At 51.9% G+C, this 26,758-nt stretch carries 26 protein-coding genes and 1 pseudogene; 12 read left to right on the top strand and 15 right to left on the bottom strand.

Features of this window, described 5'->3' with window-relative positions; translation table 11 throughout:
- Positions 1-65: 65 nt before the first annotated feature.
- The 8 genes from aac(6') to ACLJQJ_RS06745 all read right to left on the bottom strand — a co-directional run bounded on the left by aac(6') (position 66) and on the right by ACLJQJ_RS06745 (position 6,063).
- Positions 66-503 carry a cryptic aminoglycoside N-acetyltransferase AAC(6')-Iy/Iaa gene (gene aac(6') / locus ACLJQJ_RS06780; protein ID WP_023203148.1) on the bottom strand — a complete coding sequence of 146 codons (438 nt, stop codon included), beginning with the start codon at positions 501-503 and terminating at the stop codon, positions 66-68.
- Positions 503-1,294, bottom strand: a complete 792-nt coding sequence (locus tag ACLJQJ_RS06775; protein ID WP_001670738.1) for a DeoR/GlpR family DNA-binding transcription regulator — start codon at positions 1,292-1,294, stop codon at positions 503-505. The genes aac(6') and ACLJQJ_RS06775 overlap by 1 nt, the downstream gene beginning before the upstream one ends.
- A gap of 15 nt (positions 1,295-1,309) precedes the next feature.
- Positions 1,310-1,942 (bottom strand): ribulose-phosphate 3 epimerase family protein, encoded by a 633-nt coding sequence (locus ACLJQJ_RS06770; RefSeq protein ID WP_063809257.1) that lies wholly within the window; start codon positions 1,940-1,942, stop codon positions 1,310-1,312.
- Between the two features lie 11 nt (positions 1,943-1,953).
- Positions 1,954-2,391: an SgcA family PTS sugar transporter subunit IIA gene (gene sgcA / locus ACLJQJ_RS06765; RefSeq protein ID WP_020898784.1), complete on the bottom strand. Its 438-nt coding sequence runs from the start codon at positions 2,389-2,391 to the stop codon at positions 1,954-1,956.
- Positions 2,392-2,522: 131 nt separating this feature from the next.
- On the bottom strand, positions 2,523-3,329 hold the full coding sequence (sgcQ, locus tag ACLJQJ_RS06760; protein ID WP_000118615.1) for a BtpA family protein SgcQ: 807 nt from the start codon (positions 3,327-3,329) through the stop codon (positions 2,523-2,525).
- Positions 3,330-3,342: 13 nt separating this feature from the next.
- Positions 3,343-4,656, bottom strand: coding sequence for a PTS sugar transporter subunit IIC SgcC (gene sgcC, locus ACLJQJ_RS06755; protein ID WP_000460835.1), 1,314 nt, complete (start codon positions 4,654-4,656; stop codon positions 3,343-3,345).
- 10 nt (positions 4,657-4,666) lie between these two features.
- Entirely contained in the window at positions 4,667-4,948 is a 282-nt protein-coding gene (sgcB, locus tag ACLJQJ_RS06750; protein WP_000976132.1) for a PTS sugar transporter subunit IIB SgcB, read from the bottom strand.
- Entirely contained in the window at positions 4,945-6,063 is a 1,119-nt protein-coding gene (locus tag ACLJQJ_RS06745) for a M42 family metallopeptidase (protein WP_063809256.1), read from the bottom strand. The genes sgcB and ACLJQJ_RS06745 overlap by 4 nt, the downstream gene beginning before the upstream one ends.
- A gap of 216 nt (positions 6,064-6,279) precedes the next feature.
- On the opposite strand from ACLJQJ_RS06745, the gene rimL reads away from it, so the two are divergent.
- Positions 6,280-6,819: a 50S ribosomal protein L7/L12-serine acetyltransferase gene (gene rimL, locus ACLJQJ_RS06740; protein WP_023206029.1), complete on the top strand. Its 540-nt coding sequence runs from the start codon at positions 6,280-6,282 to the stop codon at positions 6,817-6,819.
- On the opposite strand, the gene ydcK is transcribed toward rimL, so the two are convergent.
- The gene (gene ydcK, locus ACLJQJ_RS06735) at positions 6,816-7,796 is read right to left on the bottom strand and encodes a YdcK family protein (protein WP_000170584.1); all 981 of its coding nucleotides are present in this window, start codon (positions 7,794-7,796) and stop codon (positions 6,816-6,818) included. The genes rimL and ydcK overlap by 4 nt on opposite strands.
- 106 nt (positions 7,797-7,902) lie before the next feature.
- On the opposite strand from ydcK, the gene tehA reads away from it, so the two are divergent.
- The 3 genes from tehA (at position 7,903) to ACLJQJ_RS06720 (ending at position 10,323) form a co-directional block, all read left to right on the top strand.
- Entirely contained in the window at positions 7,903-8,916 is a 1,014-nt protein-coding gene (gene tehA / locus ACLJQJ_RS06730) for a dicarboxylate transporter/tellurite-resistance protein TehA (protein ID WP_001244002.1), read from the top strand.
- Positions 8,903-9,499: a tellurite resistance methyltransferase TehB gene (gene tehB, locus ACLJQJ_RS06725; RefSeq protein WP_000218280.1), complete on the top strand. Its 597-nt coding sequence runs from the start codon at positions 8,903-8,905 to the stop codon at positions 9,497-9,499. Before tehA ends, tehB begins: the two co-directional genes overlap by 14 nt.
- A 155-nt stretch (positions 9,500-9,654) precedes the next feature.
- Complete coding sequence (locus tag ACLJQJ_RS06720; RefSeq protein ID WP_001259025.1) at positions 9,655-10,323, top strand: DUF3313 domain-containing protein; 669 nt, start codon at positions 9,655-9,657, stop codon at positions 10,321-10,323.
- A 53-nt stretch (positions 10,324-10,376) separates the two neighbouring features.
- On the opposite strand, the gene ACLJQJ_RS06715 is transcribed toward ACLJQJ_RS06720, so the two are convergent.
- Positions 10,377-11,555 (bottom strand): benzoate/H(+) symporter BenE family transporter, encoded by a 1,179-nt coding sequence (locus tag ACLJQJ_RS06715; protein WP_045717715.1) that lies wholly within the window; start codon positions 11,553-11,555, stop codon positions 10,377-10,379.
- A gap of 91 nt (positions 11,556-11,646) precedes the next feature.
- Here ACLJQJ_RS06715 and ACLJQJ_RS06710 point away from each other — a divergent pair, with 91 nt between their 5' ends.
- Positions 11,647-12,183, top strand: coding sequence for a helix-turn-helix domain-containing protein (locus tag ACLJQJ_RS06710; protein ID WP_060454505.1), 537 nt, complete (start codon positions 11,647-11,649; stop codon positions 12,181-12,183).
- Between the two features lie 78 nt (positions 12,184-12,261).
- Positions 12,262-14,226 (top strand): peptidase U32 family protein, encoded by a 1,965-nt coding sequence (locus ACLJQJ_RS06705; RefSeq protein ID WP_001249761.1) that lies wholly within the window; start codon positions 12,262-12,264, stop codon positions 14,224-14,226.
- Here ACLJQJ_RS06705 and ACLJQJ_RS06700 read toward each other — a convergent pair whose 3' ends face one another.
- Both ACLJQJ_RS06700 and sifB read right to left on the bottom strand, forming a co-directional pair.
- Complete coding sequence (locus tag ACLJQJ_RS06700) at positions 14,227-14,457, bottom strand: DUF2554 family protein (RefSeq protein WP_000956438.1); 231 nt, start codon at positions 14,455-14,457, stop codon at positions 14,227-14,229.
- 270 nt (positions 14,458-14,727) lie between these two features.
- The gene (gene sifB, locus ACLJQJ_RS06695; protein ID WP_063809255.1) at positions 14,728-15,678 is read right to left on the bottom strand and encodes an SPI-2 type III secretion system effector SifB; all 951 of its coding nucleotides are present in this window, start codon (positions 15,676-15,678) and stop codon (positions 14,728-14,730) included.
- 529 nt (positions 15,679-16,207) lie between these two features.
- On the opposite strand from sifB, the gene ACLJQJ_RS06690 reads away from it, so the two are divergent.
- The 5 genes and pseudogenes from ACLJQJ_RS06690 to patD all read left to right on the top strand — a co-directional run bounded on the left by ACLJQJ_RS06690 (position 16,208) and on the right by patD (position 21,019).
- On the top strand, positions 16,208-16,606 hold the full coding sequence (locus ACLJQJ_RS06690) for a hypothetical protein (RefSeq protein WP_063809254.1): 399 nt from the start codon (positions 16,208-16,210) through the stop codon (positions 16,604-16,606).
- Between the two features lie 32 nt (positions 16,607-16,638).
- Positions 16,639-16,870 (top strand): annotated as a pseudogene (locus tag ACLJQJ_RS06685) (hypothetical protein).
- 258 nt (positions 16,871-17,128) lie between these two features.
- A complete protein-coding gene (locus tag ACLJQJ_RS06680; protein WP_063809253.1) occupies positions 17,129-17,899 on the top strand; it encodes a M15 family metallopeptidase in 771 nt (256 codons plus the stop codon).
- A gap of 135 nt (positions 17,900-18,034) precedes the next feature.
- Positions 18,035-19,459, top strand: a complete 1,425-nt coding sequence (gene ycdR / locus ACLJQJ_RS06675; RefSeq protein WP_000760692.1) for a GntR family transcriptional regulator YdcR — start codon at positions 18,035-18,037, stop codon at positions 19,457-19,459.
- A 114-nt stretch (positions 19,460-19,573) separates the two neighbouring features.
- A complete protein-coding gene (patD, locus tag ACLJQJ_RS06670; RefSeq protein WP_000158093.1) occupies positions 19,574-21,019 on the top strand; it encodes an aminobutyraldehyde dehydrogenase in 1,446 nt (481 codons plus the stop codon).
- Positions 21,020-21,123: 104 nt separating this feature from the next.
- Here patD and yncL read toward each other — a convergent pair whose 3' ends face one another.
- Complete coding sequence (yncL, locus tag ACLJQJ_RS06665; protein ID WP_001103198.1) at positions 21,124-21,219, bottom strand: stress response membrane protein YncL; 96 nt, start codon at positions 21,217-21,219, stop codon at positions 21,124-21,126.
- 197 nt (positions 21,220-21,416) lie between these two features.
- Here yncL and ACLJQJ_RS06660 point away from each other — a divergent pair, with 197 nt between their 5' ends.
- Positions 21,417-21,590 (top strand): GhoT/OrtT family toxin, encoded by a 174-nt coding sequence (locus ACLJQJ_RS06660; RefSeq protein WP_000171943.1) that lies wholly within the window; start codon positions 21,417-21,419, stop codon positions 21,588-21,590.
- Positions 21,591-21,634: 44 nt separating this feature from the next.
- Here ACLJQJ_RS06660 and srfC read toward each other — a convergent pair whose 3' ends face one another.
- Both srfC and ACLJQJ_RS06650 read right to left on the bottom strand, forming a co-directional pair.
- Positions 21,635-23,779: a virulence-associated effector SrfC gene (gene srfC / locus ACLJQJ_RS06655; protein ID WP_063809252.1), complete on the bottom strand. Its 2,145-nt coding sequence runs from the start codon at positions 23,777-23,779 to the stop codon at positions 21,635-21,637.
- Complete coding sequence (locus tag ACLJQJ_RS06650) at positions 23,776-26,757, bottom strand: virulence factor SrfB (protein ID WP_063809296.1); 2,982 nt, start codon at positions 26,755-26,757, stop codon at positions 23,776-23,778. Before ACLJQJ_RS06650 ends, srfC begins: the two co-directional genes overlap by 4 nt.
- Position 26,758: the final 1 nt, after the last annotated feature.

The raw sequence follows: 26,758 nt of genomic DNA, 5'->3' as shown, positions 1-26,758 counted from the left end.
TATTGTATATTGAGGCTGCTTTTTAATCAGTGACCACTTCTCTATAAGGAGCCTGAATATTTCCCTCAACAACGCTTCCGGTAGAAAATGACGCGCTCTGTTTCCTCAAATCCTAACGCCTGGTGAACTTTCTGGGAAATTGTATTTTCCGGCGAGGTATCGGAGGCCATTTCCCGACACCCTTTATTCGTTCCCCATCGTTGCACCGCTGCAATCAATTGTTTCGCTACGCCGCGTTGACGGAATGAGGGGAGAACAAAAATACCTTCAAGGAAAGCCACGGGCGAACTGTCACAGCCATTGACATAATCGTGGCGGATTGAGGCATCCGCAAAGCCAATCGCCACCCCGTCTGCCATCGCAATAAATGATGCCAGATGATCGGCTTGCAGAATTTCTTCGCCGTCCGCCAGATGGGCGTCATCCGGGTGACCAGGCCAGAGCTGTTTTCGCAATCCGCGCCAGTGATCCAGATGGGTTCTGTTCATTTGCCTGATGTCCATTAACGCGCTCCTGATGAGGGGTCTGACATGATGAGACGGCATCCCGCCTGCTGATAACGTCGGGCGATAGCAGACGGGAGCGCACTGTCGCTAAGAATGGTAGTAATACAGGACAGCGTCGCCACCGCATGGGGTTCTACAGTATCAAACTTTGAGTGATCGGCCATCAATATGACCTCGCGTGAGCGCTGAATAATGCGCGTTTTAACGCCCACTTCAAACATGGTAGCGTTGGTGATGCCCGTTTCAATCGACAGCGCATCGCAGGAGATAAAGGCGCGTTCAACGGCAAAGGCGTTAATCATCTCCAGCGCCAGACTCTCGCCCACCGAAAAGTAACCGGGGCGAATCAGTCCGCCGATAATGTAACTCTCTACGTGTGGGAAGCCACCCAGTTCATTAGCGATTTTGATGTCATTGCAAATGACTTTTACTTTGGCGTCGACCAGACATTTTGCCAGTTCCAGACAGGTGGAGCCGGAGTCGAGAAAAAAGCAGTCTCCATCCTTGATGAACGTGCGGGCGAGGGCGGCGATTTCGCGTTTCGCCTCGCTTTGTAACGTTCGCTTAACGTCGAAAACATATTCTTTATCTTCCGTACTGTCGTCGAAGTCAATACAACCATGGCCGCGAACCATACCGGGATAACGGCTGGCAATATAGTGAAAATCCCGGCGCACGGTTGCCTCTGCATAGCCAAAAAGCTCAATAGCTTGTTGTGTTGAGAGGTGCCTGTGTTGCCAAAGGTAATGCAACATCTGTTTGATACGGTCGGGGCGCTGTTGGCTCATCAGCATATGACTCCTTTATAGCGCGGTGAATTGTGACAACGTCACATCATAGTTCGCCGTCGTGAATAACGCCCGGCCAATCACCAGATGCTGTGCGCCTGCGGCGGCAAGCAGCCGTGCGGCGCGAAGTGTAATACCGCCGTCCGCCCAGCATTCCGCAGCAGGGAAATGCTCTCTGCTTTGGCTCACTTTTTCACACATCGTGGCGATAAATTGCTGCCCGCGCCCGTCAGGTTCGCTGGTCATGATCATCAGCGCATCCAGTTGCAATGCCAGATAACGATAAGGCAATAGCGGCGTTGCCGGGTTAAGCGCCAGTCCTGCTTTCGCCCCGATAGCGCGAATATCCGCCAGAATCTCCGGGGGGTTTTGCACGCTTTCGGCATGAATGAAAATCCAGCCGGGGCGGATAGCTGCAAGCCAGGGTAACCAGCGTTGCGGTGATGAGACCATCAGGTGCAATGAGAGCGGATGGCGAGTGTGTTGTGCGACTGCCTGAATGGTTTTCATACCGAAGGTAATATTGTTGATGAAACTGGTATCTTCGATATCCAGATGCAGCGAGCCGAGAGGCGCATCGTGTAAAGCGGTCAACGCCTCGGCATAGCGCAGCGGATCGGCGGAGGCCAGTGAAGGGTGCAGGATCATCGAAACCTCCATCAGCGCAATGCGGTTAATTGCGCGAAAAGCGCGGCGTCATTTGGCGCATCTTGCAGCATCGCGACGCTTTTCGGCGAGTCGAGCCACTGGCTGATGCGTTGAATGGTGCGAATATGTGCTTCGGCATCCGTGGCGCTGGCGCAAAGCAACAGCCAGATGGGATCGCAATCCGCATTGCCGAAAGCGACCGGCGTTGCTAACGTAGTGACGCTGATTTGATTATGGTTAGCGCCTTGCTCTGGTCTGGCATGGGGCAGCGCAATCCCCGGCGCGATAAGATAATATGGCCCCCATTTAAGGGTGTTCTCAATAATACCGTCCAGGTAGCAGGGGGCCGCCGCGCCGAAGGTAATCAGCGGACGAACGGCGATATCCAGCGCGTGTCGCCAGTCGCTGGCATGGCGTTGCGCCTGAACCCACTTAACATCATTAATCATCGATCGTTGACTCCTTGCCGGTTCGGGTTACTCTGGAACCGATCCCCGGCGTGTCTTTTGGCGAAGGCGACGGAGATCGGCAGAAGAGTTATCGCTCTCTGCAGGGGATAAGCGTTTTGCTTATCCCCATTTTATTGTCGGATATGGCGTACTTTCTCCATAAACTTCGCCACGCGCGCCTGGTCGACAAAGTTGGCGAAGACGCCGTCTTTTTTAAACGTGGTTGCCGTTACGCATCCGTCGGCAATGCAGAGCTGCTCCTCGACGTTTTCCAGACACACCCCGGTATTCGCCAGCACGACCGTGTCGGGGACGGTCTCTTTTACCCGCTTCAGTATGGCGCTATCCGTGCGAGCGCCCGCCGTCAGTCCCGAGACGCACAGGGCATCGGGGTTATTGTTAAATACGGTCGATTTCGCAATTGAACAGACATCCCGGTTACCCAGATACACCGCCGCTTCCGGAACGATGTTAAACAACGTTTTCACGTGGCCTGCGCCGATGCGATGCTGATGGCGAATGGTTTCGCCGACATTCGTATCCCAGACGCCAAAATCGCTGGCGTAAGCGCCGGTGAAAATTTCGCGAATAAATTTTGCGTCGGTCGCCATCGCCAAATCAAACGAGGCCACAGGGTCCCACAACACGTTTACCCCAAACGGTACGCGAATTTCACTCATTAACTGACCGATGATTCTTGCCATCGCGGCGGTCGTTTCCGGTCTGACTTTCGTTAAATAAGGCAGACTAAATTCGTTGGAGAACATCACCGCATCCACGCCGCCATTTTGTAGCGCCATTAAATCGTCATGGGCGCGGTCAATTACCCAGTTCATGCCTTTCCTGGTATCGAACCCGGGATCGCCCGGCAACGCCCGTAAATGGCACATGGCGATAACGGCTTTTTCTGTTCCTATTACCTCTTTTAGCCAACTCATTCTGGGTTGCTCCTTATTCCGGTAGTTCACGTTTACGTAAGACAAGTATGATGCTGGCGACAATGCCGACCACAATAACCACGCCAATCATGCCCAGCGACATCAATTCAGATATTGACCAGCCAAACATATTTCCCACCGACAGCGCGGTAATTTGCGCGTTTTCAGCGGCGAAGCTAAAGCCGCCTTTGAGCGCCATATCGGTAAAGTACGGCGCGAACTGGGTGGCGATCAGCAAAACGGTAATCATGACAATGATGCCGCTGAGCAGAGTACGAATCAGATCGCCGCGATGAATAACCGTGGCCATGCAGATAAAAAACGGCGCAACCGGTAAATCAGCCAGCGGCAGGACTTTATTGCCCGGCAGTATGCTCGCCAGAATTAACATGATGGGAATTAACAGCAGTCCAACCGCGATGGTGGTCGGGTGGCCTAACGTCACTGCGGTATCCAGACCGATAAAGACCTCGCGCCCTTTAAAGTGTTTCTGGAAGAACTTACGCGCGCCGTCGGAAATGGGCATTAATCCCTCAACGATAAGGCGAATCATGCGCGGAAACAGCACCATAATCGCCGCTACGGTAATCATTAAGGTTGCGCACCCTTTAAAGCCTTCGCCTGCGGCAAGTCCGAAGATCAGCCCGAGAACAACGCCAATGATCACCGGGTCGCCGACCATCCCATACCGTTTTTGGATCTCCTGAGCGTCAATATTGCGTCCTTTCATAAACGGTATTTTTTCGTATATCGCATCCAGTAATACGAACAACGGCACGGAACTGGAGCCATACCCTTGCGGAATAGAAATCCCTTCCAGACCCACAATGTTCTGTACCCGTTTCGCCGTCCAGTCGGCCATTTTCAACGACAAGGCGGCGTGGCAAATCGCGCCCAGTACGCCATAAATCAGACTGCCGGTCATCAACTGGACGACCGTTCCGGTAATGGCGTAGTGCCAGTAGTTATAAATATCAACGTTCATGGTTTTGGTCAGTCGAGTCACCAGCATACCGACGTTGAGCAGAAAGATAACGGGAATGATCATCGCGCCGATGGCCGTCGCATAGCCGACGCCGGATGCGGGTCCGGCGCCGACGTCAAACACATGCAGCGTCAGGCCAAAACGCTCAATCATCACTTTAATCGGCGGACTGAGACTGTCGATCGCCATGACGATCACCAGCCCCATGCCGACAAAACCGATGCCGACCGTCACCCCCGCTTTCACCGCCTGCAGCCAGGGAATACGAAAGATTAAGCCGATGATAATCATAATGATGGGCACAAAAACGGTGCCGCCGAGAGACAGGATGTAATCAAACATAATGCCCCCTTTATTGTGTTAACAGCGCCTTGATTTCTTGTTTTAATGCGTCGTCGTTGATGCCTGTCAGCAGGGCGGCGCCGTTGAGCGTCGGGATGCCATAGTCACTGTGCGTACGCATGGACGTTACGATGAGATCCATACCGTTACAGTTCAACGGGATCTCATTCAGACAACATTGCGCCGTGGTTGCCGCAATGCCTTGCTCCGCAAGAAAGTCCTGCAGTTTTTGTGCAATCATGGTTGATGTCGACATGCCGGTACCACATGCCACAAGGATCTTTTTCATCATGGTCGTGCCTCTTGTGTAGCGCCTGTTTCAGGCTCAATGGGAAACTGTTCTGGCGACATGTTGGCCAGCGCAGTCAGTAAACGGATACAATCAGCCAGGTCGCGCAGGCTGGCGACTTCGGCTGGTGAATGGGTATAGCGGCAGGGAATAGAAAGACTGGCGCAGGGAATACCGTCCAGTTCAACCTGAATGTAGCCGGTTTCGGTGATGACGCCTGGCGCGACTTCTCGCTGTACGGGAATATTATTTTCGTGCGCGGTGGTCTCCAGCATCCGCAGCAAACGCGGCGGCGTAATCAGTCCCGCCAACGTACCGCGTCCGTGATAGTTCAGACAGGTGATGCCGACGCCGTGGTTGACCCGCACATCAGAGTAATCCTGCAGGTCAGGCGTGTCGCAGGAGGGGGTGATATCAATACCAATCGCCAGGTCGGGGCGCACGCGTCGTAAAACGGGAACAATACCGCGAATATTGAACTCTTCCTGTACCGACGCGACCAGGAATACCGCGATATCGAGCGGTGTGGAGGCGAGGGCCTCGGCGACGCCCAGTAGCGCCGTACACCCCAGCCTGTCATCCAGCGCCTTACTGCACACCAGGTCGTTGCCCAGACAGTGCGGCGGGTTGTAAAGGGTTACTGGCGTCCCCACCTGAATACCCATTCGTTCAGCATCCGCTTTATCTTTTGCGCCGATATCAATCCAGAGTTTATCGAGAGCGGGTGGCTGGGTGCGCTCGTCACCGTTCGCGAAGTGATATGCTTTAATACCGATACAGCCCATGATATCGCCTGAACGTCCGGCAAGCGTCACAATCGAACCGGGCATAGTAATTTGCGCCGGGCCGCCCACGCGTTCAAAACGTAAAAAACCGGAGGGTTCGATCTTGCGTACCATAAAACCCACTTCATCCATATGCGCAAAAATCATCAGGCGAAGCGCGTCGGGTTTATCGCTGCCATAACGGGCAACGACATTGCCTAAGCGATCCCGCCAGACGTCTTTGGCCTGCTGTTCAAACGCGTGCTGCATAACGTTTGCAATACTGCTTTCATGTCCTGAAATCCCGTTTAGCCGCAGTAAAGAAAAAAGCGTTTCCTGCACAGAAAAGGTCATTGGCGTCTCCGTGGTGATAAAACAATCAGTCGTTGAGCGTTTTATAGGCGGAGAATGGTTGGATAAGTGTGAAATGTGTCACGCGGAAATACGCTAAATATGGCCAATAAAAAATAATGTGATGGCGATACAATAAAAACGCTCATATCACCTGCGGGTTATCGGTAAACCAGGCTATTTATGTGATCACGACCAACAACGAAGAAGGGCAACGCGATGGTGGAAATTATTCCTGTTAGCACGACGCTGGAACTACAAGCGGCAGATGAAAGTCATGTTCCGGCGCTGCACCAACTGGTACTCAAAAACAAAGCGTGGCTACAACAGTCGCTCGACTGGCCGCAATATGTCACGTCGCAGGAGGAAACGCGTAAGCATGTGCAGGGTAATATGCTGTTGCACCAGCGTGGTTACGCCAAAATGTACCTGATTTTCTGCCAGAATGAGATGGCGGGCGTACTCTCATTTAATGCCATCGAACCGATAAACAAAGCCGCCTATATCGGTTACTGGCTGGATGAGTCCCTCCAGGGACAAGGGATAATGTCGCAATCATTACAGGCGCTGATGACACATTATGCCCGGCGCGGCGATATTCGGCGCTTCGTCATTAAATGCCGCGTTGATAATCAGGCCAGTAACGCAGTCGCACGGCGCAACCATTTTACGCTGGAAGGCTGTATGAAGCAGGCGGAGTATCTTAACGGCGACTATCACGACGTTAATATGTATGCCCGCATTATTGATGCGGATTAAAGGGAACCGACTAAGGGGGTACGCGTAATACGATCCTCGCCATTGATCACTTTTGGGCCGCGCAGGTGAATAGTATTGCCGTCAAAGGCTATCACCGCCGCCCGTCCGCTAATCTCGACCTGGTGCTCAATCAGAATTTCGCCCTGTATACAGGCATGGCCTTCAATCAGCACGCGGTCGTCCAGTAAAATCGGGCCTCCGCGTACCTCAGCATGTCCGCCTACCAGCACATGATGTTTTAACACACAGTTGCCTTCGATTAACGCATGTTCCGCTACCTGTGAGCTGTAGCGAAGGGTAGGGATAGCATCTTCCTCTGTGCCGGCGATAACCCGCGCATGGCCATAGACTTTGGCGCAGTCACAGATCCAGACATTATTGTCTTTGTTGCCTTCGATGAGCGCGAAATCAAAGACCTCCGCCCGGTGCTCAATAAAAGCGTGTGTGATAGTGGCGTCGCCATAAAGCTGTACCTGATGGACAATCCGCGAATGGTTCACGGTGGCGCGATCGTAAATTTGTAAAATCTGCGCATGTTCATGCGTTAGTCCCTGAACGGCGAGAATTTCTGACTGGTTTAACACGCGGGCATCGCCATAAATCGCACACTCTCCGCGCACGGAAGAGGACTGAATGGTGACGTTGTCACTTATCCGTGCGCCATCGCTGATATCAGCGCGATCAATCCAGACGTTATCGCCTATTCGCACGTTATTGTAGAGCGTGCACGGCTGCGTGATACGCGCGTTCCCCGTAATTTCCGTGCCCGCAAAGGCCATCGCGTTTTCATCATAAATCCAGCAATCCCCCTGTTGTGACAGCACATTATCGGCATCAACCCAGCCGCCGGAGGTTCCGGCTTTAACATCGTTAAAATCCGTTACGGCAATAACTTGTCGTAATAAGACGCTTTTCTTCTCACCGTCTACCTGATAAGTAAAAGCACGAGGTTCTTCACTCAGTCGATATTTGGTCATAGGGAAATTCCGTGTGAACGATTAAGATAACCGTAGCAAAGGTACTGGCGAAACAACCAGAAATTCCATAAAATGCATTTCAAATATACTTTATAAATTAAACAAAATGCGTAATCACAAGCAGAGCGATCGCGTGCTCAATCTGCCTGCGGGCTATTTTGGCATCGTCCTTGGCACTATCGGTATGGGATTCGCCTGGCGTTATGCCAGCCAGATATGGGGAATAAGCCACTGGCCCGGCGACATCATGGTGATCCTGGCGATGATTATTTGGGCACTCTTGACCCTGGCGTTCCTTAGCCGTCTGGTGCGCTTTCCCCATAGCGTGATGGCTGAAGTGCGACATCCGGTAATGAGCAGTTTTGTCAGCCTGTTTCCCGCCACCACGATGCTGGTCGCGATCGGTTTCGTTCCCTGGTATCGCCCGTTGGCCGTTGCGCTATTCAGCGTGGGGGTCGTCATACAACTGGCGTATGCCGCCTGGCAGACGGCGGGACTTTGGCGCGGAGCGCATCCGGAAGAAGCGACAACCCCAGGACTTTATCTGCCCACGGTAGCGAATAATTTTATCAGCGCTATGGCCTGTGGAGCGCTCGGTTACAATGATGCCGGACTGGTGTTTTTAGGCGCAGGCGTCTTTTCGTGGTTAAGTCTGGAGCCGGTTATTTTGCAGCGACTGCGTAGCTGCGGCGAATTACCGGCGGTGCTGCGTACGTCGCTGGGTATCCAACTGGCGCCCGCGCTGGTCGCCTGTAGCGCCTGGCTGAGCGTCAATGGCGGGGAGGGCGACACGCTGGCGAAAATGCTATTCGGCTACGGTCTGTTACAACTTTTATTTATGCTGCGATTAATGCCCTGGTATTTATCACAACCGTTTAATGCTTCCTTCTGGAGTTTTTCGTTCGGCGTTTCCGCGCTGGCGACCACGGGGTTACATCTTGGTCACGGTAGTGAATCAGGGCTTTTCCATATTCTGGCCGTCCCGCTGTTTATTTTCACTAACGCTATTATCGCCTTATTGCTGGTTCGTACATTTCTATTGCTGGTGCAGGGGACGTTGCTTATTCGCACTGAGCGCGCTGCACTGTTGAAAACGGAGGAAAAAAATGACCGTTCGTGACGAAAATTATTTTACTGAGAAATACGGATTAACCCGCACGCATTCGGATGTGCTGGCGGCGGCAAAGGTTGTCGCGCCGGGCCGAACGCTGGATTTGGGATGTGGCAATGGTCGCAATAGTCTGTATCTGGCCGCGAACGGTTATGATGTTACCGCGTGGGATAAAAATCCGGCCAGTATGGCTAACCTTGAGCGTATTAAAGCGGCAGAAGGGCTGGATAATCTGCAAACCGACCTGGTCGATCTGAATACATTGACCTTTGACGGCGAGTACGATTTTATTCTCTCGACGGTGGTTATGATGTTTCTTGAGGCGCAAACCATTCCCGGTTTAATTGCCAATATGCAACGCTGCACAAAACCCGGCGGGTATAATTTGATTGTTGCGGCAATGGATACGCCGGACTTTCCCTGTACGGTGGGATTCCCGTTCGCTTTTAAAGAAGGCGAATTACGCCGCTATTACGAAGGATGGGACATGCTGAAATACAACGAAGATGTCGGCGAGCTTCACCGCACGGACGAAAACGGCAACCGTATCAAACTGCGCTTTGCTACGATGCTGGCGAGAAAAACGGCCTGACCGATGCAAGTTCTGTAAGTCTCGCAGCGTTCGGCATTTTTTTGTCGGGCGCCGCGTTCAAATTGTGCTGTCGTTACCATTTTTAGTGCATCCAGAATGATTTCGTTTTGCTATTATTTCCTTTGCATCATTGCGAAGACTAAAGGGATCGTTTCATGCGTACTCATACTTTATTTAAAGTTGCAGTGCTTACTGGCTTGCTGGCGTTATCCGGCTGTGCGTCCAAAGTCACACAGCCGGATAAGTATTCTGGATTCTTAAAAAATTATTCGGACCTGCAGGAAACTACCTCCGCCACGGGAAAACCGGTGTTGCGCTGGGTAGATCCACATTTCAATGACTCTAACTATGACAGTATTGTTTACAATCCGATAACATACTATCCCGTCCCCAAACCAACGACCCAGGTCGGGCAGCAAGTTCTTGATAAACTGCTGGCTTATACGAACACTAAAGTAAAATCAGCAATTGAACAGCGCAAACCGCTGGTCACGACGCCAGGGCCGCGCAGTTTGATTTTCCGCGGGGCGATTACGGGCGTGGATACCAGCAAAGAAGGGCTGCAATTCTATGAGGTAATCCCTGTAGCGCTGATTGTGGCGGGCACGCAAATGGCGACAGGCCACCGGACCATGGATACCCACCTCTATTTTGAGGGTGAGCTGATAGATGCCGCGACCAACAAGCCGGTCGTCAAGGTAGTACGTCAGGGTGAAGGTAAAGACCTGAGCAATTCCAGTACGCCAATGGCGTTTGAGACGTTGAAACAGGTCGTGGATGATATGGCTACGGATACCTCTATGTTTGACGTTAACAAAAAATAATTCTGCGGCGCCATCGCAAGATGGCGCAAACCCCGGCAGATTAGCGGTCACCATCAGCCAGACAACGATGGGCGGCGCGTTCTCGTTAATACTGCGTAGCCTATCCCACCAGCGATCAACCCCCAGAATGCCGATCCGATGCCCATCAGCGTTAGCCCGCTGGCGGTGACGAGAAATGCGATAACTGCCGCGTCACGCTCACTTTCGTGAGTAAGCGCCTGATACAGGCTACCGCTAATCGTACTTAACAGTGCCAGACCAGCCAGCATTTGCACCCAGCTAACCGGCAGGGCGACCATCAGCGCGGTTATCGAACCGCCAAACCACCCGGCAAGTAAATAAAAAACGCCTGCGGCGGCGGCCGCTAACCAGCGACGCGTTGGATCGGGGTGCGCGTCCGGGCTTTGACAAATGGCGGCCGTAATGGCGGCAATGCAGATAGAATAAACGCCAAATGGCGAAAGCAGCAGCGCCAACAATCCGGTAAAAATCATTAACGGAGAGACAGGAAGCTGATAGCCAGACGCCTTCATTGTGGCGACGCCGGGGGCGTTTTGCGATGCCATCGTCACCAGGAAGAGCGGTACCGCGACGCTCAGGCTTTGAGCGAATGAAAAGTGGGGGGGAACGAAGGTGGGCCACACCGGCGCGAAATGAATACCGCCCATCGCCACCTTACCCTGGATGAGCGCCACCGTTATTCCCATCACCATGGCAGCAATAACGGCATAGCGGGGCGCGAATACTTTAAAGAGTAGCCACGCCAATAGCATACCGCCGCACATGACAAACTCTCCGTTGAGCGTCCCGAACGCCTGCAGGCCGAAGCGTAGCAGTATTCCCGCCAGCATTGCGGCGGCAAGAGAATGGGGGATTATCCGCATCAAACGCGCAAACAATCCCGTGACGCCGCACAGCACAATCAGGGCATTGGCGACAATGAATATGCCCACGGCGTCTGGCAACGATAATCCCTGAAGCCCTGTTACCAACAGAGCGGCGCCAGGCGTTGACCAGGCGGTTAAAACCGGCGCACGATACCACAAGGTTAACGTTAGTGTGCTTATGCCCATGGCTATACCGAGGGCGGTCATCCAGCCGGCGATCTCTGCGGGTGTTGCGCCAGCGGCAAGCGCCGCCTGCCAGATAATGGCGGCGGAACTTGCATAGCCGACCAGAACGGCGACCAGACCAGATAATACAGTAGGTAACGGCAGTGATAACAGACGCATGATCGCCTCTTGTGCGTTATAACGGTCAGTCAATGTAGCATTGTGCGTTATAGCGTACAAGTGATACGCTATGGCCTTACAGGGGGGGAAAATGGATAACCTGACACACTATCTGGCGACCACGTTAAGAACGTTACGCCATCAGCGAGGCTGGAGTTTATCGCGTCTGGCGGAGATCTCCGGCGTCTCAAAAGCCATGTTGGGGCAGATAGAGCGTAATGAATCCAGCCCGACAGTCGCAACGCTGTGGAAAATTGCGACGGGCCTGAACGTTCCATTCTCAATGTTTATTTCGCCTCCGCAGGCCGAATTTCCGCCAACCTTCGATCCCCAGCAGCAAGCGATGGTAATTACACCGCTGTTTCCGTGGGACCCTGAACTCTGTTTTGACTATTTTTCCCTATTGCTGGCGCCTGGCGCGTGCAGCGAATCAGCGCCGCATAAAGCCAGCGTTATCGAACATGTGGTGGTGATTCAGGGTCGGCTGGACATGTGTACTGGTGGGGTATGGCAAACCATAGACGCCGGTAAAGGTTTGCGTTTTGCCGGCGATACGGCGCATACCTATCGCAACAGCAGTGACCAGACGGTTCATTTTCACTCGCTGATCCATTACCCGCGTGATTAAGCGGGAAAACTATTTCGTTAGTTTGCGCTTCTGACTACAATAGCCGCCATTTCGCTGCTATTGGATAAGAAAGACTGTATGCGCCAGCAACCTCACTATCTCGAATTGTTAAGTCCGGCCCGTGACGCCGCAATTGCTCGCGAAGCGATTTTGCATGGCGCAGATGCCGTCTACATCGGCGGACCCGGTTTTGGCGCACGTCATAACGCCAGTAACAGTCTGCGCGATATCGCCGATCTGGTTCCGTTTGCTCACCGTTACGGCGCCAGGATTTTTGTCACGCTGAATACTATTCTGCATGATGATGAGCTGGAGCCCGCGCAGCGGTTAATCACCGATTTGTACAACACCGGGGTGGATGCGCTGATTGTGCAGGATATGGGCATTCTGGAACTGGATATCCCGCCGATTGAGCTTCACGCCAGTACACAGTGTGATATTCGCAGCGTGGAAAAAGCGAAGTTTCTTGCCGATGTCGGTTTTTCACAGATTGTACTGGCGCGCGAGCTTAATTTGAGTCAGATAGCGGCTATTCATCAGGCTACTGACGCCACGATTGAGTTCTTCATTCATGGCGCGCTGTGTGTCGCTTATTCTGGGCAGTGTTATATCTCTCATGCGCAAACCGGGCGCAGCGCCAATCGGGGCGACTGTTCGCAAGCCTGTCGCTTACCGTATACGTTAAAAGACGATCAGGGGCGGGTGGTCTCTTACGAAAAACATTTGCTATCGATGAAAGATAACGACCAAACGGCTAACCTCGGCGCGTTGATCGATGCAGGCGTACGTTCCTTCAAGATTGAAGGGCGCTACAAAGACATGAGCTATGTCAAAAACATCACCGCGCATTATCGTCAGATGCTGGACGCGATTATCGAGCAACGTGGCGATCTGGCGCGTGCGTCGGTTGGTCGGACCGAACACTTTTTTGTTCCCTCCACGGAGAAAACCTTCCATCGCGGCAGCACCGACTATTTTGTTAACGCGCGGAAAGGCGATATTGGCGCATTTGATTCACCAAAATTTATTGGCTTGCCGGTAGGCGAGGTGCTGAATGTGGCGAAGGATTATCTCGACGTAGAAGCTACGGAGCCGTTGGCGAATGGCGATGGTCTGAACGTGTTGATTAAGCGTGAAGTGGTAGGTTTTCGCGCCAATACGGTGGAGAAAACCGGTCATAACCGCTACCGCGTTTGGCCAAATGATATGCCTGCCGACCTGCATAAAGTCCGTCCGCATCATCCGTTGAATCGTAATCTGGACCATAACTGGCAGCAAGCGCTGACAAAAACCTCCAGTGAGCGCCGTGTGGCGGTTGATATCATGCTGGGCGGCTGGCAGGAACAGCTTATTCTGACGCTGACCAGTGAAGACGGTGTCTGCATCACGCATACGCTTGACGGGGTATTTGAGGAAGCCAATAACTCTGAAAAAGCGTTGAATAACCTAACAGCCGGACTGGCGAAGCTGGGACAGACGCCTTACTACGCGCGTGATATGCAGGTGACATTACCGGCGGCGTTGTTCGTGCCAAATAGCCTGCTCAATCAGTTCCGTCGGGAGGCGATTGATATGCTTGACGCGGCGCGGCTGGCCCATTATCAACGAGGTCGTCGGAAACCCGTGGCGCAGCCTGCGCCGGTCTATCCGCAAACGCATCTCAGCTTTCTCGCTAATGTCTACAACCACAAAGCGCGGGAATTTTATCACCGTTACGGCGTACAATTGATTGATGCGGCCTATGAGGCGCATCAGGAGAAGGGCGAGGTACCGGTCATGATCACCAAACACTGCCTGCGTTTTGCGTTCAACCTTTGTCCTAAGCAGGCGAAAGGAAATATTAAGAGCTGGAAAGCCACGCCGATGCAGTTGGTGCATGGCGATGAAGTACTGACGCTAAAATTCGACTGCCGCCCTTGCGAAATGCATGTCATTGGCAAAATTAAAAACCACATCTTAAAAATGCCCCAGCCCGGCAGCGTTGTCGCTTCAGTGAGCCCTGAAGCGCTGATGAAAACGCTGCCGAAGCGTAGGGGCGTTTAATTAACGAAAATAGCTCTCTGGTTTGCGCGATTTCTGCCAGTTGTGGTGCTCGCGCAAGCCTTCCGCGGATTCTTCTGCTGCCGCCCGTAATTCATCACTGTCGGCTTCGTGTCTAAGCTGGTGCCCTCCCGTCGCAAACCATACGAATGCGTGGTCTTGCTGTTTCGCCAGTAACTGGCCTGAAAACAGCGCACAGGTCAGTAAAACTACTGATAACGTTTTTGTAAGCATCATGCCACCTTCCAGTTACGTCGTGAGGCTATGATGCCAATAATTTCTTTGAGTTATTATTCAACACTTCAAATTAGCGAAAACGGTTTGTCAATAAGTGCGATAAGTTGTATGAGAAAATATACTTATACTCAGGATATCAATTATAAAAATAAGAACCAATTCGCTCTATAGTAAATCCATTACTCCATGGAAGTATATTTTAAAGGTATTGTATTAGATGGTTTTGGTATTGCCAGGGGATTGTAAGCCATACTATTTATGGTGTGGTCAACTCTGGTGATGAGCCTCATTTTTTGCTGTCTCAACGAGTGAAGATAAATCTTCAGAAAAAAGGCTGTTATGAACTTGTAGCGCTACATATTCAGCAAGATCGTTTAAACATAGCAGGTCATGAGAGGAATTTTCTTCCAGCATATTTATTAATATCTCATTCTTAAACAAACAGGAATAAACTAGTTGAGTAACTGAACTTTGTGTATGATTGGGCTCAAATATTGCATTCGTTAAGTTAGTATTCTCAATAACCTTTGCGGCTATTTTATTTTTGATAGCGTCGTCAATAGCTGTTACACCTGACTGGGCGATGCCCAGATTAATCCTGGAGGAGATGGCGGCTTTTCTTTCCTGTTCCTTCCAGTCACATAAATTACCCTTTTCTGACATGGCGATAAGCGTCTCTTCTATATTTTTTAGGTCAACGGGAAATGTTATACCGCCGGATAGCGAGAGTAGTAACCGCTCAGGGAACAAGCAACATAGTGGTTCACAAACATAAGTGCTAGCTTTTATATTAATATCAGAATATCTTTTCAGGTGGGCAGACTGAGTATCAACACAGAGCACTGTTCTATTCATTATCTCATAATAGTAGTGATCCTGACGTATCATAATGCATAACGGAATATCTTCGCCATCTTTAATACAGAGATTTGTATATTGACACTCAGCATCTTTATAGTGCTGAAAATGGAAATTTCCTCTGCATGATGGTGATGATAATTCATATAACGCACAAAATAAATCAAATAAACGTTGCGCGTCAGGCGGAGAGGCAACATCACATAATTCCTTTATATATTGATCGGCAGTGGATCTTTGCGTGTCACAAAAAAAATCTTTAATCTTTTCCCATAGTAACGTAAAGAAGGAGCGTTGAGAGATGGCACTTTGGGAAAACATCTCACTTTTTAGAAACCCTCTCCCGATAGTAATTGGCATAATGTAGACCACAAGTGAGTATATAATACTTCATTACTGGATATAGGTGGTATTCAAAATATTATCCCATGTTGCCCATCGGTTTGCCTATCGGTGAAACACCTGATTTTTGCTTTGTCCTGAACCGTCAACATTATTGTTCAAATCGACCCGTAGCTTTAGTCATGCCCACGCCTCCTGGTCATGAAGTATGTCAGGTAAAACGAATGAAAGTAAAATGGTTTTCTTAATTCTCACATCATCATGTACCATGAGCAATGATTAATTACGCGCTATATTATTTTTAGAGAAAGTAAATAGTTGCTCAACCGTGTAGAAATTGTCTTATAAGAAGTTAAACTAAAAGTATTATTAGGCTAACAACAATGAGATATTTAGCGGCAGGGCAGAAGGCCAATACTGATAGCACTTATGATATAAACACCTTACTCTTTAGTTTTTGTCTTAATTATATTTGTTGTAACGATTAGCTGACGGCTTTATTTCCTGTTGGGCGATAAAATTATAAAAACCTGCGAGGAGGCTCAAAATGAAGAAATCAGATGGTGAAATTCACGAAAAGACAGCATCCTGGAGCATTTTGCAGTCAGAATGGCTAAGAAAATGTGGACGGCTATTATTGCTGTTACTTTACCGTTTCGTTATCGGATGGGCTTTTTTTCAATTACTTGCCATGATCGTGGCAGGGATATTTTTGTTAGGCGTCTTATTATTTCATCCCATAATATTTGTACAGACTATCGCAATCACTGAGAAGTTAAATCATGCTTCGCTTGATTTATGGCATATCCTTAAGTTATGCCTATGGCATTACGGTATCATCGCAGGGTTTATTTTTATGGCGGAGTGTACGTTAAGTAAAAGTATACGGCAGGTTCAGCGCTTGTCCAAAAAGCTTGGGGCACAGGATTTTTCTTCACGCCCGTGATCCGCCGCTGCAACCTGCGTTGTTACTGAATAATGGCTATGACCAGCAGACCGAATTATCTCGGTTCGAGGGGGATTCTATGTGTTTGCACAACTGCGGTGAATCGTAATTTCAGATGCATTATCGCCGACAATTGGCGCGTTCCTCACTAATTGTCTTCCTGACTATATAGTGGTCTTATCTTTGGCGAAATAATGTTATTTAGTTATGGAAGGCGACAACAACTGTACTACTGATTATCAAATAACCTTTCTGGTCAGGTAGACTCGCCTTTGTGAAAACACATCGTTATCTGTGTTCCTGGGGCTCACTCCCTTGCCGCCTTTAAGCAACTCGAATTATTTTGGGTATAGAACAGGCGGCATCATGGTCATATAAGCAAAATATAACCTCTCCGTTTGTGATAAGGCACAGATTACAGGGGGAATGATGTTTATTTTAACCATCTGTTTAAGCGGTGTCCGCTAATCTTTACCTGCTCAAATACATAATCACCCCTGTGACTCTCGCGAGGTGTAACATATGGTAAAATGCGTATCTTCTTTCCTCCTGTTCAGCCTGTTGTCCGTTCAGGCAATGTCAGCTGAAAGCCATATTGATCTCCACCAGCCAAAAGACTTTGTCGATATTACTACGGTCACCCCCGACGTACAGGTAGACATGCGATACTTCACTTCCCATAACTTTGTTGGTCGCCCCATTAAAGGCTATAACGCGCCTGTTTGCCTGTTAACACGACCAGCCGCGAACGCAGTGAAGCAGGTCGCCGATCGTTTACGCCCCTTCGGACTTACCTTGAAAATATATGATTGCTACCGTCCGCAAAGCGCAGTGAACGACTTTATCGCGTGGGCCAAAGATCCTTCTCAAAACCAAATGAAAAACGAATTTTATCCGCTGGTAGAGAAAAAGCGTCTGTTTGAGGAAGGTTATCTTGCCGCCAGATCCGGCCACAGTCGGGGAAGTACGCTTGATCTAACAATTGTTCCACTCGACAGTAAAATACCGATATACCATCCCGGACGACCACTGGTGAATTGTACTGCGTCCGCGGCGCAACGCTCGCCAGATAATAGTCTGGATTTTGGTACCGGCTTTGACTGTTTTAGTCCGTTATCCCATCCCGATAATGTCATGCTTACCGCTCAGCAACGCGCAAATAGGTTGTTATTACAAACGTTGATGCGTGATGCGGGCTTTACGCCACTGGATACCGAATGGTGGCACTTCTCCCTTACTCATGAACCATACCCGAACACCTGGTTTGACTTTCCCGTTAAGCAGAGACCCTGAAACGGCGTTTTGTTGCGAAATCTAATCATTACGCCTGTTGGAAAGCACCATAACAGTTAGCAAATCATTGTTAATTTTAACAACTGATATACACTGCGGTTGCCACCTGCAAGCAGCGCTCAATGAGAACGAATAATGAAAAAATATCAACGTCTGGCGGAGCAAATTAGAGAACAAATCGCCTCTGGCGTTTGGCAGCCCGGCGATCGATTACCCTCGCTGAGGGAGCAGGTCGCCAGTAGCGGCATGAGTTTTATGACTGTCGGTCATGCGTACCAGTTGCTGGAAAGTCAGGGACGGATTATCGCCCGTCCGCAATCCGGTTATTATGTCGCGCCGCATCCGGTTTGTCGGTCAGTCGCGACGGCAGCGCACGTTATTCGGGATGAAGCCGTAGATATCAATACCTATATTTTTGAGATGCTGCAGGCGAGCCGTGATACCTCTGTGGTGCCCTTTGCCTCAGCGTTTCCCGATCCGCGTCTGTTTCCCTTGCCGCAATTGAACCGCTCTCTGGCGCAGGTCAGTAAAACCGCGACGGCAATGAGCGTCATCGAAAACTTGCCGCCAGGTAATGCAGAATTGCGCTATGCGATAGCACGCCGTTACGCGCAGCAGGGGATTACCGTTTCTCCTGACGAGATTGTCATTACCGCCGGCGCGCTGGAAGCGTTGAATCTTAGTTTACAGGCGGTGACGGCGCCGGGAGACTGGGTGGTGGTGGAGAACCCCTGTTTCTACGGTGCGCTACAGGCCCTGGAGCGATTGCGCCTGAAAGCGTTGTCGATACCTACCGATGTTAAAGAAGGTATCGATCTTATGGCGCTGGAACAGGCGTTACAGGAATATCCGGTGAAAGCGTGCTGGTTAATGACCAACAGCCAGAATCCGCTAGGATTCACGCTGAGTGCTGAGAAAAAAGCGCGGCTGGTCGCGTTACTCACGCACCATAACGTGACGCTAATTGAAGACGATGTTTATAGCGAACTCTACTTTGGCCGCGAGAAACCTCTGCCTGCCAAAGCATGGGATCGCGACGATACCGTGTTGCATTGTTCGTCTTTTTCCAAATGTCTGGTTCCCGGTTTTCGCATTGGCTGGGTTGCGGGAGGAAGCCATGCCAGACAAATTCAGCGTTTGCAGTTAATGAGCACATTATCCACCAGTTCCCCCATGCAATTGGCGTTAGTGGATTATCTCTCGACACGTCGATATGACGCACATCTGCGCCGATTGCGAAGGCAGCTTGCCGAACGTAAACAGCAAGCCTGGCAAACCCTTTTGCGCCATCTCCCGGCGGAAGTAAAAATTCACCATAACGATAGCGGTTATTTTCTTTGGCTGGAGCTACCTGAGCAGCTTGATGCCGGTGAACTTAGCGCCAAAGCGCTTGAACACCTTATCAGTATCGCGCCGGGGAAAATGTTTTCAACGTCCGGCGCCTGGACGCGTTTCTTTCGTTTTAACACCGCATGGCATTGGGGAGAACGGGAAGAACAGGCCGTAAAACAGCTTGGAAGCCTGATTCGCGAGATGCTGAGCGCTAAAAGCCTTGTGTGAGGTGGAATGCGTGTCAGCTCACAACCTGACTAAATTTCCCGAGTGTGCCGGGTGAGCATCTGGCGCGCCGTCTATTTTTAGGAAAGCGGCGGCCCGTTCGCCGGAAATCGATTAATGACGATATGGGAAAATGCTATGCAATATCAATTACTGATTAATGGCGTGCTGGTGGACGGCGAGGGAGAAAGGCAGTCTGTTTATAACCCGGCGACAGGCGAGGTCATACTTGAGATTGCGGAAGCGTCGCCCGCGCAGGTTGACGCCGCAGTGCTGGCCGCCGATAGCGCGTTTGCCGAATGGGGGCAGACCACACCCAAAGCACGGGCGGAATGTCTGTTAAAACTGGCGGACAGCATCGAGCAAAACGCCCTTGAGTTCGCCCGGCTTGAATCGCAAAACTGCGGTAAGCCTTTGCACTGCGTAATTAATGATGAAATTCCGGCAATCGTGGATGTCTTTCGCTTTTTTGCCGGCGCGGCCCGTTGTTTGAGTGGGCTGGCGGCGGGCGAATATCTGGAAGGACATACGTCGATGATCCGCCGGGATCCGATTGGCGTGGTTGCCTCTATCGCGCCGTGGAATTATCCGCTCATGATGGCGGCCTGGAAGCTGGCGCCAGCGCTTGCGGCAGGTAACTGCGTGGTGATTAAGCCTTCTGAAATCACGCCGCTGACGGCGCTTAAACTTGCCGCGCTGGCGAAGGATATCTTTCCGCCGGGGGTGCTCAATGTCCTGTTCGGACGAGGGCAGACTGTTGGCGATGTATTGACCGGTCATGAAAAAGTACGCATGGTCTCTTTAACCGGTTCTATCGCGACCGGGGAGCATATTCTGCGCCATACTGCGCCAGCGATAAAACGTACGCATATGGAACTCGGTGGTAAAGCCCCGGTAATTGTTTTTGATGACGCCGATCTGGATGCGGTGGCGCAGGGCGTCCGGACTTTCGGTTTCTATAATGCCGGACAGGATTGTACTGCGGCGTGCCGTATATACGCGCAGCGCGGTATCTATGATGCGCTGGTCGAAAAGCTGGGGAACGCGGTGAGCAGCCTGAAAATGGGCGCGCCGGAGGATGAGTCGACAGAGCTGGGGCCGTTAAGTTCGCTGGCGCACCTGAAGCGCGTCACAGCGGCTGTAGAGGAGGCGAAGGCCCTCAGCCATATCCGCGTGATTACTGGTGGAAGTCAAACGGAAGGTAAAGGTTACTATTTCGCTCCGACGTTGCTGGCAGACGCAAAACAGGAAGATGCCATCGTGCAACGCGAGGTCTTCGGCCCGGTGGTCAGTATAACCGTCTTTGATGATGAAGATCAGGTTCTGAGGTGGGCCAACGATTCTCGCTATGGTCTGGCATCCTCCGTCTGGACTCAGGACGTCGGGCGGGCGCACCGGCTTAGCGCCAGATTGCAGTATGGCTGTACCTGGATTAATACCCATTTCATGTTGGTTAGCGAAATGCCGCATGGAGGGCAAAAACAGTCGGGATACGGCAAAGATATGTCATTGTATGGTCTGGAAGACTACACCCTTGTCCGCCACATCATGGTTAAGCATTAAGGATCATTTACTGTTCAGAAAAATCGTGAAAAAATAGGCGGGTGTCGGCGGAGAGGGGGACCTCCCCGCCGACATGCGCAGCAAGTACTCAAAGGTTGAACACCTCAAGCAAACCAGCCGAATCTCAACGAGATCAGACCCAAAAGTCCTGCAGCAGCAAAGACATTAATCAGCACGACGGTTTTACTGGAAACATTCATTTTCGCCACCTTTCATCATAACCCCTATGGGTATAGTACGGGTTGGCGAGATCCGCAATAATACGTAAACAGGATATTCTGTGAGCGGAGCCGTGCATTGGGAACGTTTTGCTGTCAAGGCTGAAAACCTTGATGTGTGTCAAATAAAAAGAGCATATTGCGCGCGTTTTTTCCTCTGGTTGGCGCGGATGCCTGATATGACCCTCTTTCAAAAGATATTAATTTTTTACGCCGTCATGGCGGTGATATCATCCCTGATCACCTGGTTTTTGACTCATGACAAAAAACGAATTCGTTTCCTGAGCGCCTTTTTGGTTGGCGCGACATGGCCGATAAGTTTCCCCGTCGCATTGCTGTTTTCGCTTTTCTGACCTCAAGCCCGATACACGTTACCGGGCATGGTTTTTCCGCAAGGTCAGGCTATCAGGGCAATTAATTGCGCTCTGTCTACGTCGGTAACATCCTGCGGATGCCGATATCCTGCGTTCTCATTGGCCAGGGTATACAGCGCAACAAGCCAGTCATAGACATAGCGGCTGGCGGCGTGAACGGGCTGTTCGTCAAGCTTTGTTAGACGCAACATTGTCGAACGCGGCGTTGCGGCGAAAATGGCTGCGCCTTTCTGAACGCGGCTGGCCGGGCGTTGGGCCTCCTCGATATTGGCGTAGCCGAGCCAGGCGATGAAGTTACCAATGATGGCATGAAGCTGCGCGCCGCTCACCTCCTCGCGCTGCATGGTTTTCTGTAACTGCTGAGGTAAACCGAGGCGATAGCTGGCGGTAATTAAAATCTCCGCCACGGCGTTGAGCATCTGCGGTTCCAGTCCCAGACGCTGCGCATTATCCCGGCAATGGGCCCACTGGCGCAGATGATTGATCCACATTTTGTGCGCCTGGTAGCCTGTTTCATGACCTTCTGACGCTGAAGCGCGCGTTGGTTCGTCGGCAAAGAGATCGATCGCGTCATTAAATAAACCGCTGACCTGTTCTTCTCGCGACTGTCGGGTGCGCAGCAACGCTTCGAAGTTCTGTACCGGCGGTAACAGCCCGGCCAGCAGGTCGCCATGTCTGGCGGCCTGGGCCTGAAGACGCCGGATCACGGTTTCAACCGGTAGCCGCGCGTCATCAAACATCGGTAACAGATCGCGCACGCGGCCTCGCAGTTGTTCGCGTAACGCCTGTAAGCGTGCCTGTCGCTGTGGTGCCGATGTCGCCTGCGATAACCACTCCACCAAACGCTGCATACTGTGTTTATCCAGCGCCTGCAACGTTCCCCAGTGCACGCCAGGTTTACCCATCAACTGCTGGACGGCTTCATCCAGATTTTGCTGGGTGGCAAAACGGGCATCCTGTGGAGTAATAGCCCAGACGACGCCGGGTAACGCTGATTCATGCTGCGGCTGCGTGGCGTTAACCCACTCCAGTAAGTGACGGGCGGCGGCGGATGTTTGCGAGCGAGATGCCAGAGCATTGCAAATCACCAGAACATCGGGCTGTACCTGCTGACGGTAATGGGCCAGCATCCAGCCTAATTTCGCCCGCCATAACGGATGAGGATGACTGTCTGGCGCGACCGGAATATCCAGTAAATCAACGTTATCCAGTACGCTGTTTTCAACGGTTAGCACCAGTTCGCGGGTAAGCAGCGCCAGAGAATCAAGCGAAAGGCTGACCGCATTGAGCAGTCGGCCTTCCTTAACCGGATGCACCACCACATCGCTTTGCGTATCGCTGGCGGTTAGCGCCATTTGCGTCAGGAAGTTTTCCGCCGGTAAGCCAAAATGATCGACCAGCAGGCTGAGCGGCGCCGCCAGTTCCCCGGCATGGCTGGTTTGTTGCAATATATGCGCCAGCGCCAGCCATTGCTGGGTGATCTCCGGTTGCTCTCCCCACAGTAATGCCCAGGCGTGCGCCCGTGTCGTGAGATCCAGTGCAGGCAAGAGCGAGGCAAAGTGTTGCCATGTCGCATCATCAATATGTTGTCTGGCGGACGGCAGGCAAGAGCGCCAGAAACTCGCGATGGTCGCTACCTCTTCAGCGGTAACGCCGGGGACGGGCTGCGGTTGGCGAAGCGATTGCCATTTCTCCAGGCGTGATGTGATAATGGATTTTTCGACCTGGCGACAAACGGGGGACGAGCTGGTCCAGGCAATAAAGATCTGCACCAGTTCGGCTTCACTGATCAAGCGCAGGCGCAACGGCCAGCCGCTCTCGTTTGAAAAAATGTCGCGCGTAAAGCGAATAGCCATATTCGCTGGCGCATGACCCGGATTGATGTGGCTGAAATAATCATAGTCACGGTCCGGCGTGATAATTTCCAGCTTGCCATTCTCGTTACCGCATAGCGTCGTTAACAGATGCGCTTTTGCGGATTGCGCATACCCGTACAGACCAACGCAGCCATGTGATGCGCAGGCGGCGTTGAGCGCTGACTCATCCGCTGCGGCAAGCGTAAGTTGCGCCAGCAGAGCATCGGCTTCATCATCCAGCCGCGTTGCGTAACGGCGCGTGTTGTTAACCCACTCGATAACAGCCTGGGTGGCGTTTAACGGTTTTGTCATTTCAGGTATACACTCCCGCTATCTATCCAGTAGTGGCTGCCGCTGTGGCGACGGTCAGCCAGCGTATTCAATTTTAATGTCAGCGCATCGGCGGCGACCGGCGTCCCGTCCTGGAGCCAGGCATCACTTAATATGAACGATTCCGGGGCGCTATCTTTGCTACTGCCGCGTAATTTCAGTCGCACATTCAGTACGCCGTCGCCAGCGATGGTTTTCGCCAGTTCGGCGGAATTAATGCTCAGGCAATAGAGTGGGGTTGCCGGCCAGCGACTATTCGCCAGTTGACGAAAGCCCAACGTCACGTTGCCGCGTAGCGGAAAATGCAGGCGAGCGTCCAGCGTCGCGCCGGGTTTATCCAAATCGATCTCGTGATACCAGATGTTTTCATCGCGAAGGGTATTAACGGTATTATCCAGTACGCCAAGATAACGCACAGTCGAATACGCGCCGATATCAGCCGCTTTAAAATTGAAACGCGGCAGACGTAAGTCCAGCGCCAGGCTGCATAACATCGCACCCACCGCAGCAGTGGATTTTGGATTACCGATACGCCCTTGTTGACTGAAGGGATACCATTCATGTACCTGATACTTATCCATCCACACAATGCGATTAACCGGCACCGGTTGTAAGTGCCGGATGAGCGCCTGTACGCCGGGTAAGCAGGTCGGTCTCCCCGTCACCAGCAAGATATCGCAGTGATAGTGGGAGATCGCTTCGCAGACCGCATGAAGCGGCGTTGTCAGCGTAAACTGACCGGCCAGCAGAGCCTCCTGAAGCTGGCTAAACTGAATTTGCAACGGCACATTGAATATATCAAATGTCGGCGAACCAGACGGTAAGGCATGATCGATCGCCTGCTGGATATAGTTCATCACGTTGCTTGTTGGGCGGCGGATCAGCAGATCGCCAAATGTTGCATGTAAACCAGCAAACGGATCGTTAATGTCGCTTTGCTCCCAGGCGGAAAGTACCGCATGGCCCAGCGGCATAAATAATTGCAGCGCCGTTTGCTGGCGCAAAATGGCCTGAGTATCAATTCGTCCCGAATCGCCAAATAAGGTCGCCAGCAGGGCGGCGGCATCCGTAACGCCTGCCCGTTGCAACGCCGTTTGCAGGGAAGGGAGTACGCAGCGCTGAATGATATCCAATAGCAGATCGTCCCCGGCGACTTTAAAACCTTCGCGAAACAGGAGATGAGGCGTAATTTTTACATTGGCCCCCACGCCGTCATCTAACTGATAGTGAACGATCGCCATATCCGTCGTGCCGCCGCCGATATCAATCGATGCCACGCGCAACGCGCGTCCGGGGACGACGCCGGGTTCAGGCTGGCGATCCGGTCTGGCGAGTGCATTAAAAAAGGATTCGGTACGCCCGGCGTAATGCGAAATGGCTTCGTTATAAAGCCATACCAGTTGGCCGCAACTTGCTTCGTCCCATTCCATCTGTATTTCTGGTACCGGCACCACGCTTTTTTCACGCTGCTTAGGCGTGGTGAAATCCTCATCCTGCGGATGCCAGCCCATGGCTTTCCAGACCAGCGCCAGCGCTTCAAACATTCGCTGGCGGAAAATTTCTCGTTCCTGTTTCGGCATGGCGGAAGGCAGCGTTAAAATCAGGGTGCGTAGCTGGCGCGGCGAGGCGGGAAAGCCGAGCCGCAGCCGGGTGGCGACGCTGTTAATTTGCCCCAGCGCCTGAGCCAGAATTTCGCACAACATATGCGTCATCAAGGTGCTACGACTGTATTGCGGCGAAAAAACCGGTAGCCTTTCTTCATGCGGCAGGCGGAATAACGGCTGTCCGTCGTCGTTCATCAGATTCATCAGCGGAAACGCGGTGGCAAGCGGTTCGCGCTGCGTTTTACCGTGGATCTGGCTAAAGCGCCAGTCCTGCAAGGCGGGGGTTTCATCCCACAGGTAGCGGCGCGGGCTGGAGATACCGCTGCTGCCTTCGGTGCCCACACGCTGCATAGCAAGGGCGCGAGCCTCGTCGCCCACACGCACAATGGAAGGCCAGACAAAGGCGTCGTCTCGTCCGCTTTCGACAGAAAAGTGTTGCTTGCCAAAGCGTGCTTCCGAGAATTCTACCCGGCTGGTAAATAAAGGATCGTTCAGATACTGCGGCTCGCTTAAAGAACGCACCTGAAGCTCTGCCGTCTGGCGTAAGCCGTCATTCGCGTCGCCATGATCCTCGATCAAGACGCCGCAGGTATGCGTATTGCCGACATCCAGAATCAGATCGACCGGGATTGCGGGCGTGCTTAACGTATGTGTCACAAACTTCACTTCCGGCACCGTAAGCTGTTCGCCTAACAGCGTCAGTAAATTCAACCAGTGCGCCTGATACTCAAAGCTACGCAGCGCTTGTTGTATGGCCTGTTCCGGACGGTTTTCCACCTGTGAGGCATACTGAAGAAACGACTCGCGCAGCCAGCCGTCAATCCATGTCTGGTCAAGAAAATCGGCAACTTCTTCATCGCGCCAGGCGAGCGCAAAACGTGTGCCATTGAGCAGATCGTTTTCGCAAGGCGCCAACGCCGCAGGCATATTTTTGGCCAGTTGACTGTCGAAGGCGAGGGTGATGCGGTGTGTGTTTCCGGCGCTATCTGGCTCGCTGAGTTTACGTACCTGAATGCGCGCCCAGTTATCCGGCCCGTCAATAAAGGTACGCGGCGGATTAAAACGCAGGAACGGCAGGGGGAGCCAGATTCCGTCGAGTACATCCAGAGAATAGTGCAGCATCTGAGTGCTTTCCGGTTTCACGACTTCGGGTTGGCCGCCAGCACGTCCAGGCAACGTGTAGCGCCCGTTGGTCAGATCAAAATCGAGGCGCAGTAGCGGACCGTTTGCCGTTTTGCGCACAAAACGTCCGTAGTGGGCCGACTCTTGCGGCGTTAAGCCAAAATCAAGAAACTGGACGCCGCTGTTTGCAATGAGCGTGACGCTCTGTTTGTAATCACACAGATTGACCAACATA

This window comes from Salmonella sp. SAL04202 (assembly GCF_046550775.1).
In the GTDB taxonomy this organism is placed as follows: Bacteria; Pseudomonadota; Gammaproteobacteria; order Enterobacterales; family Enterobacteriaceae; genus Salmonella; species Salmonella enterica.
The sequence above is the reverse complement of the archived record's forward strand: the minus strand, read 5'-3'. Positions and strand labels throughout refer to the sequence as shown.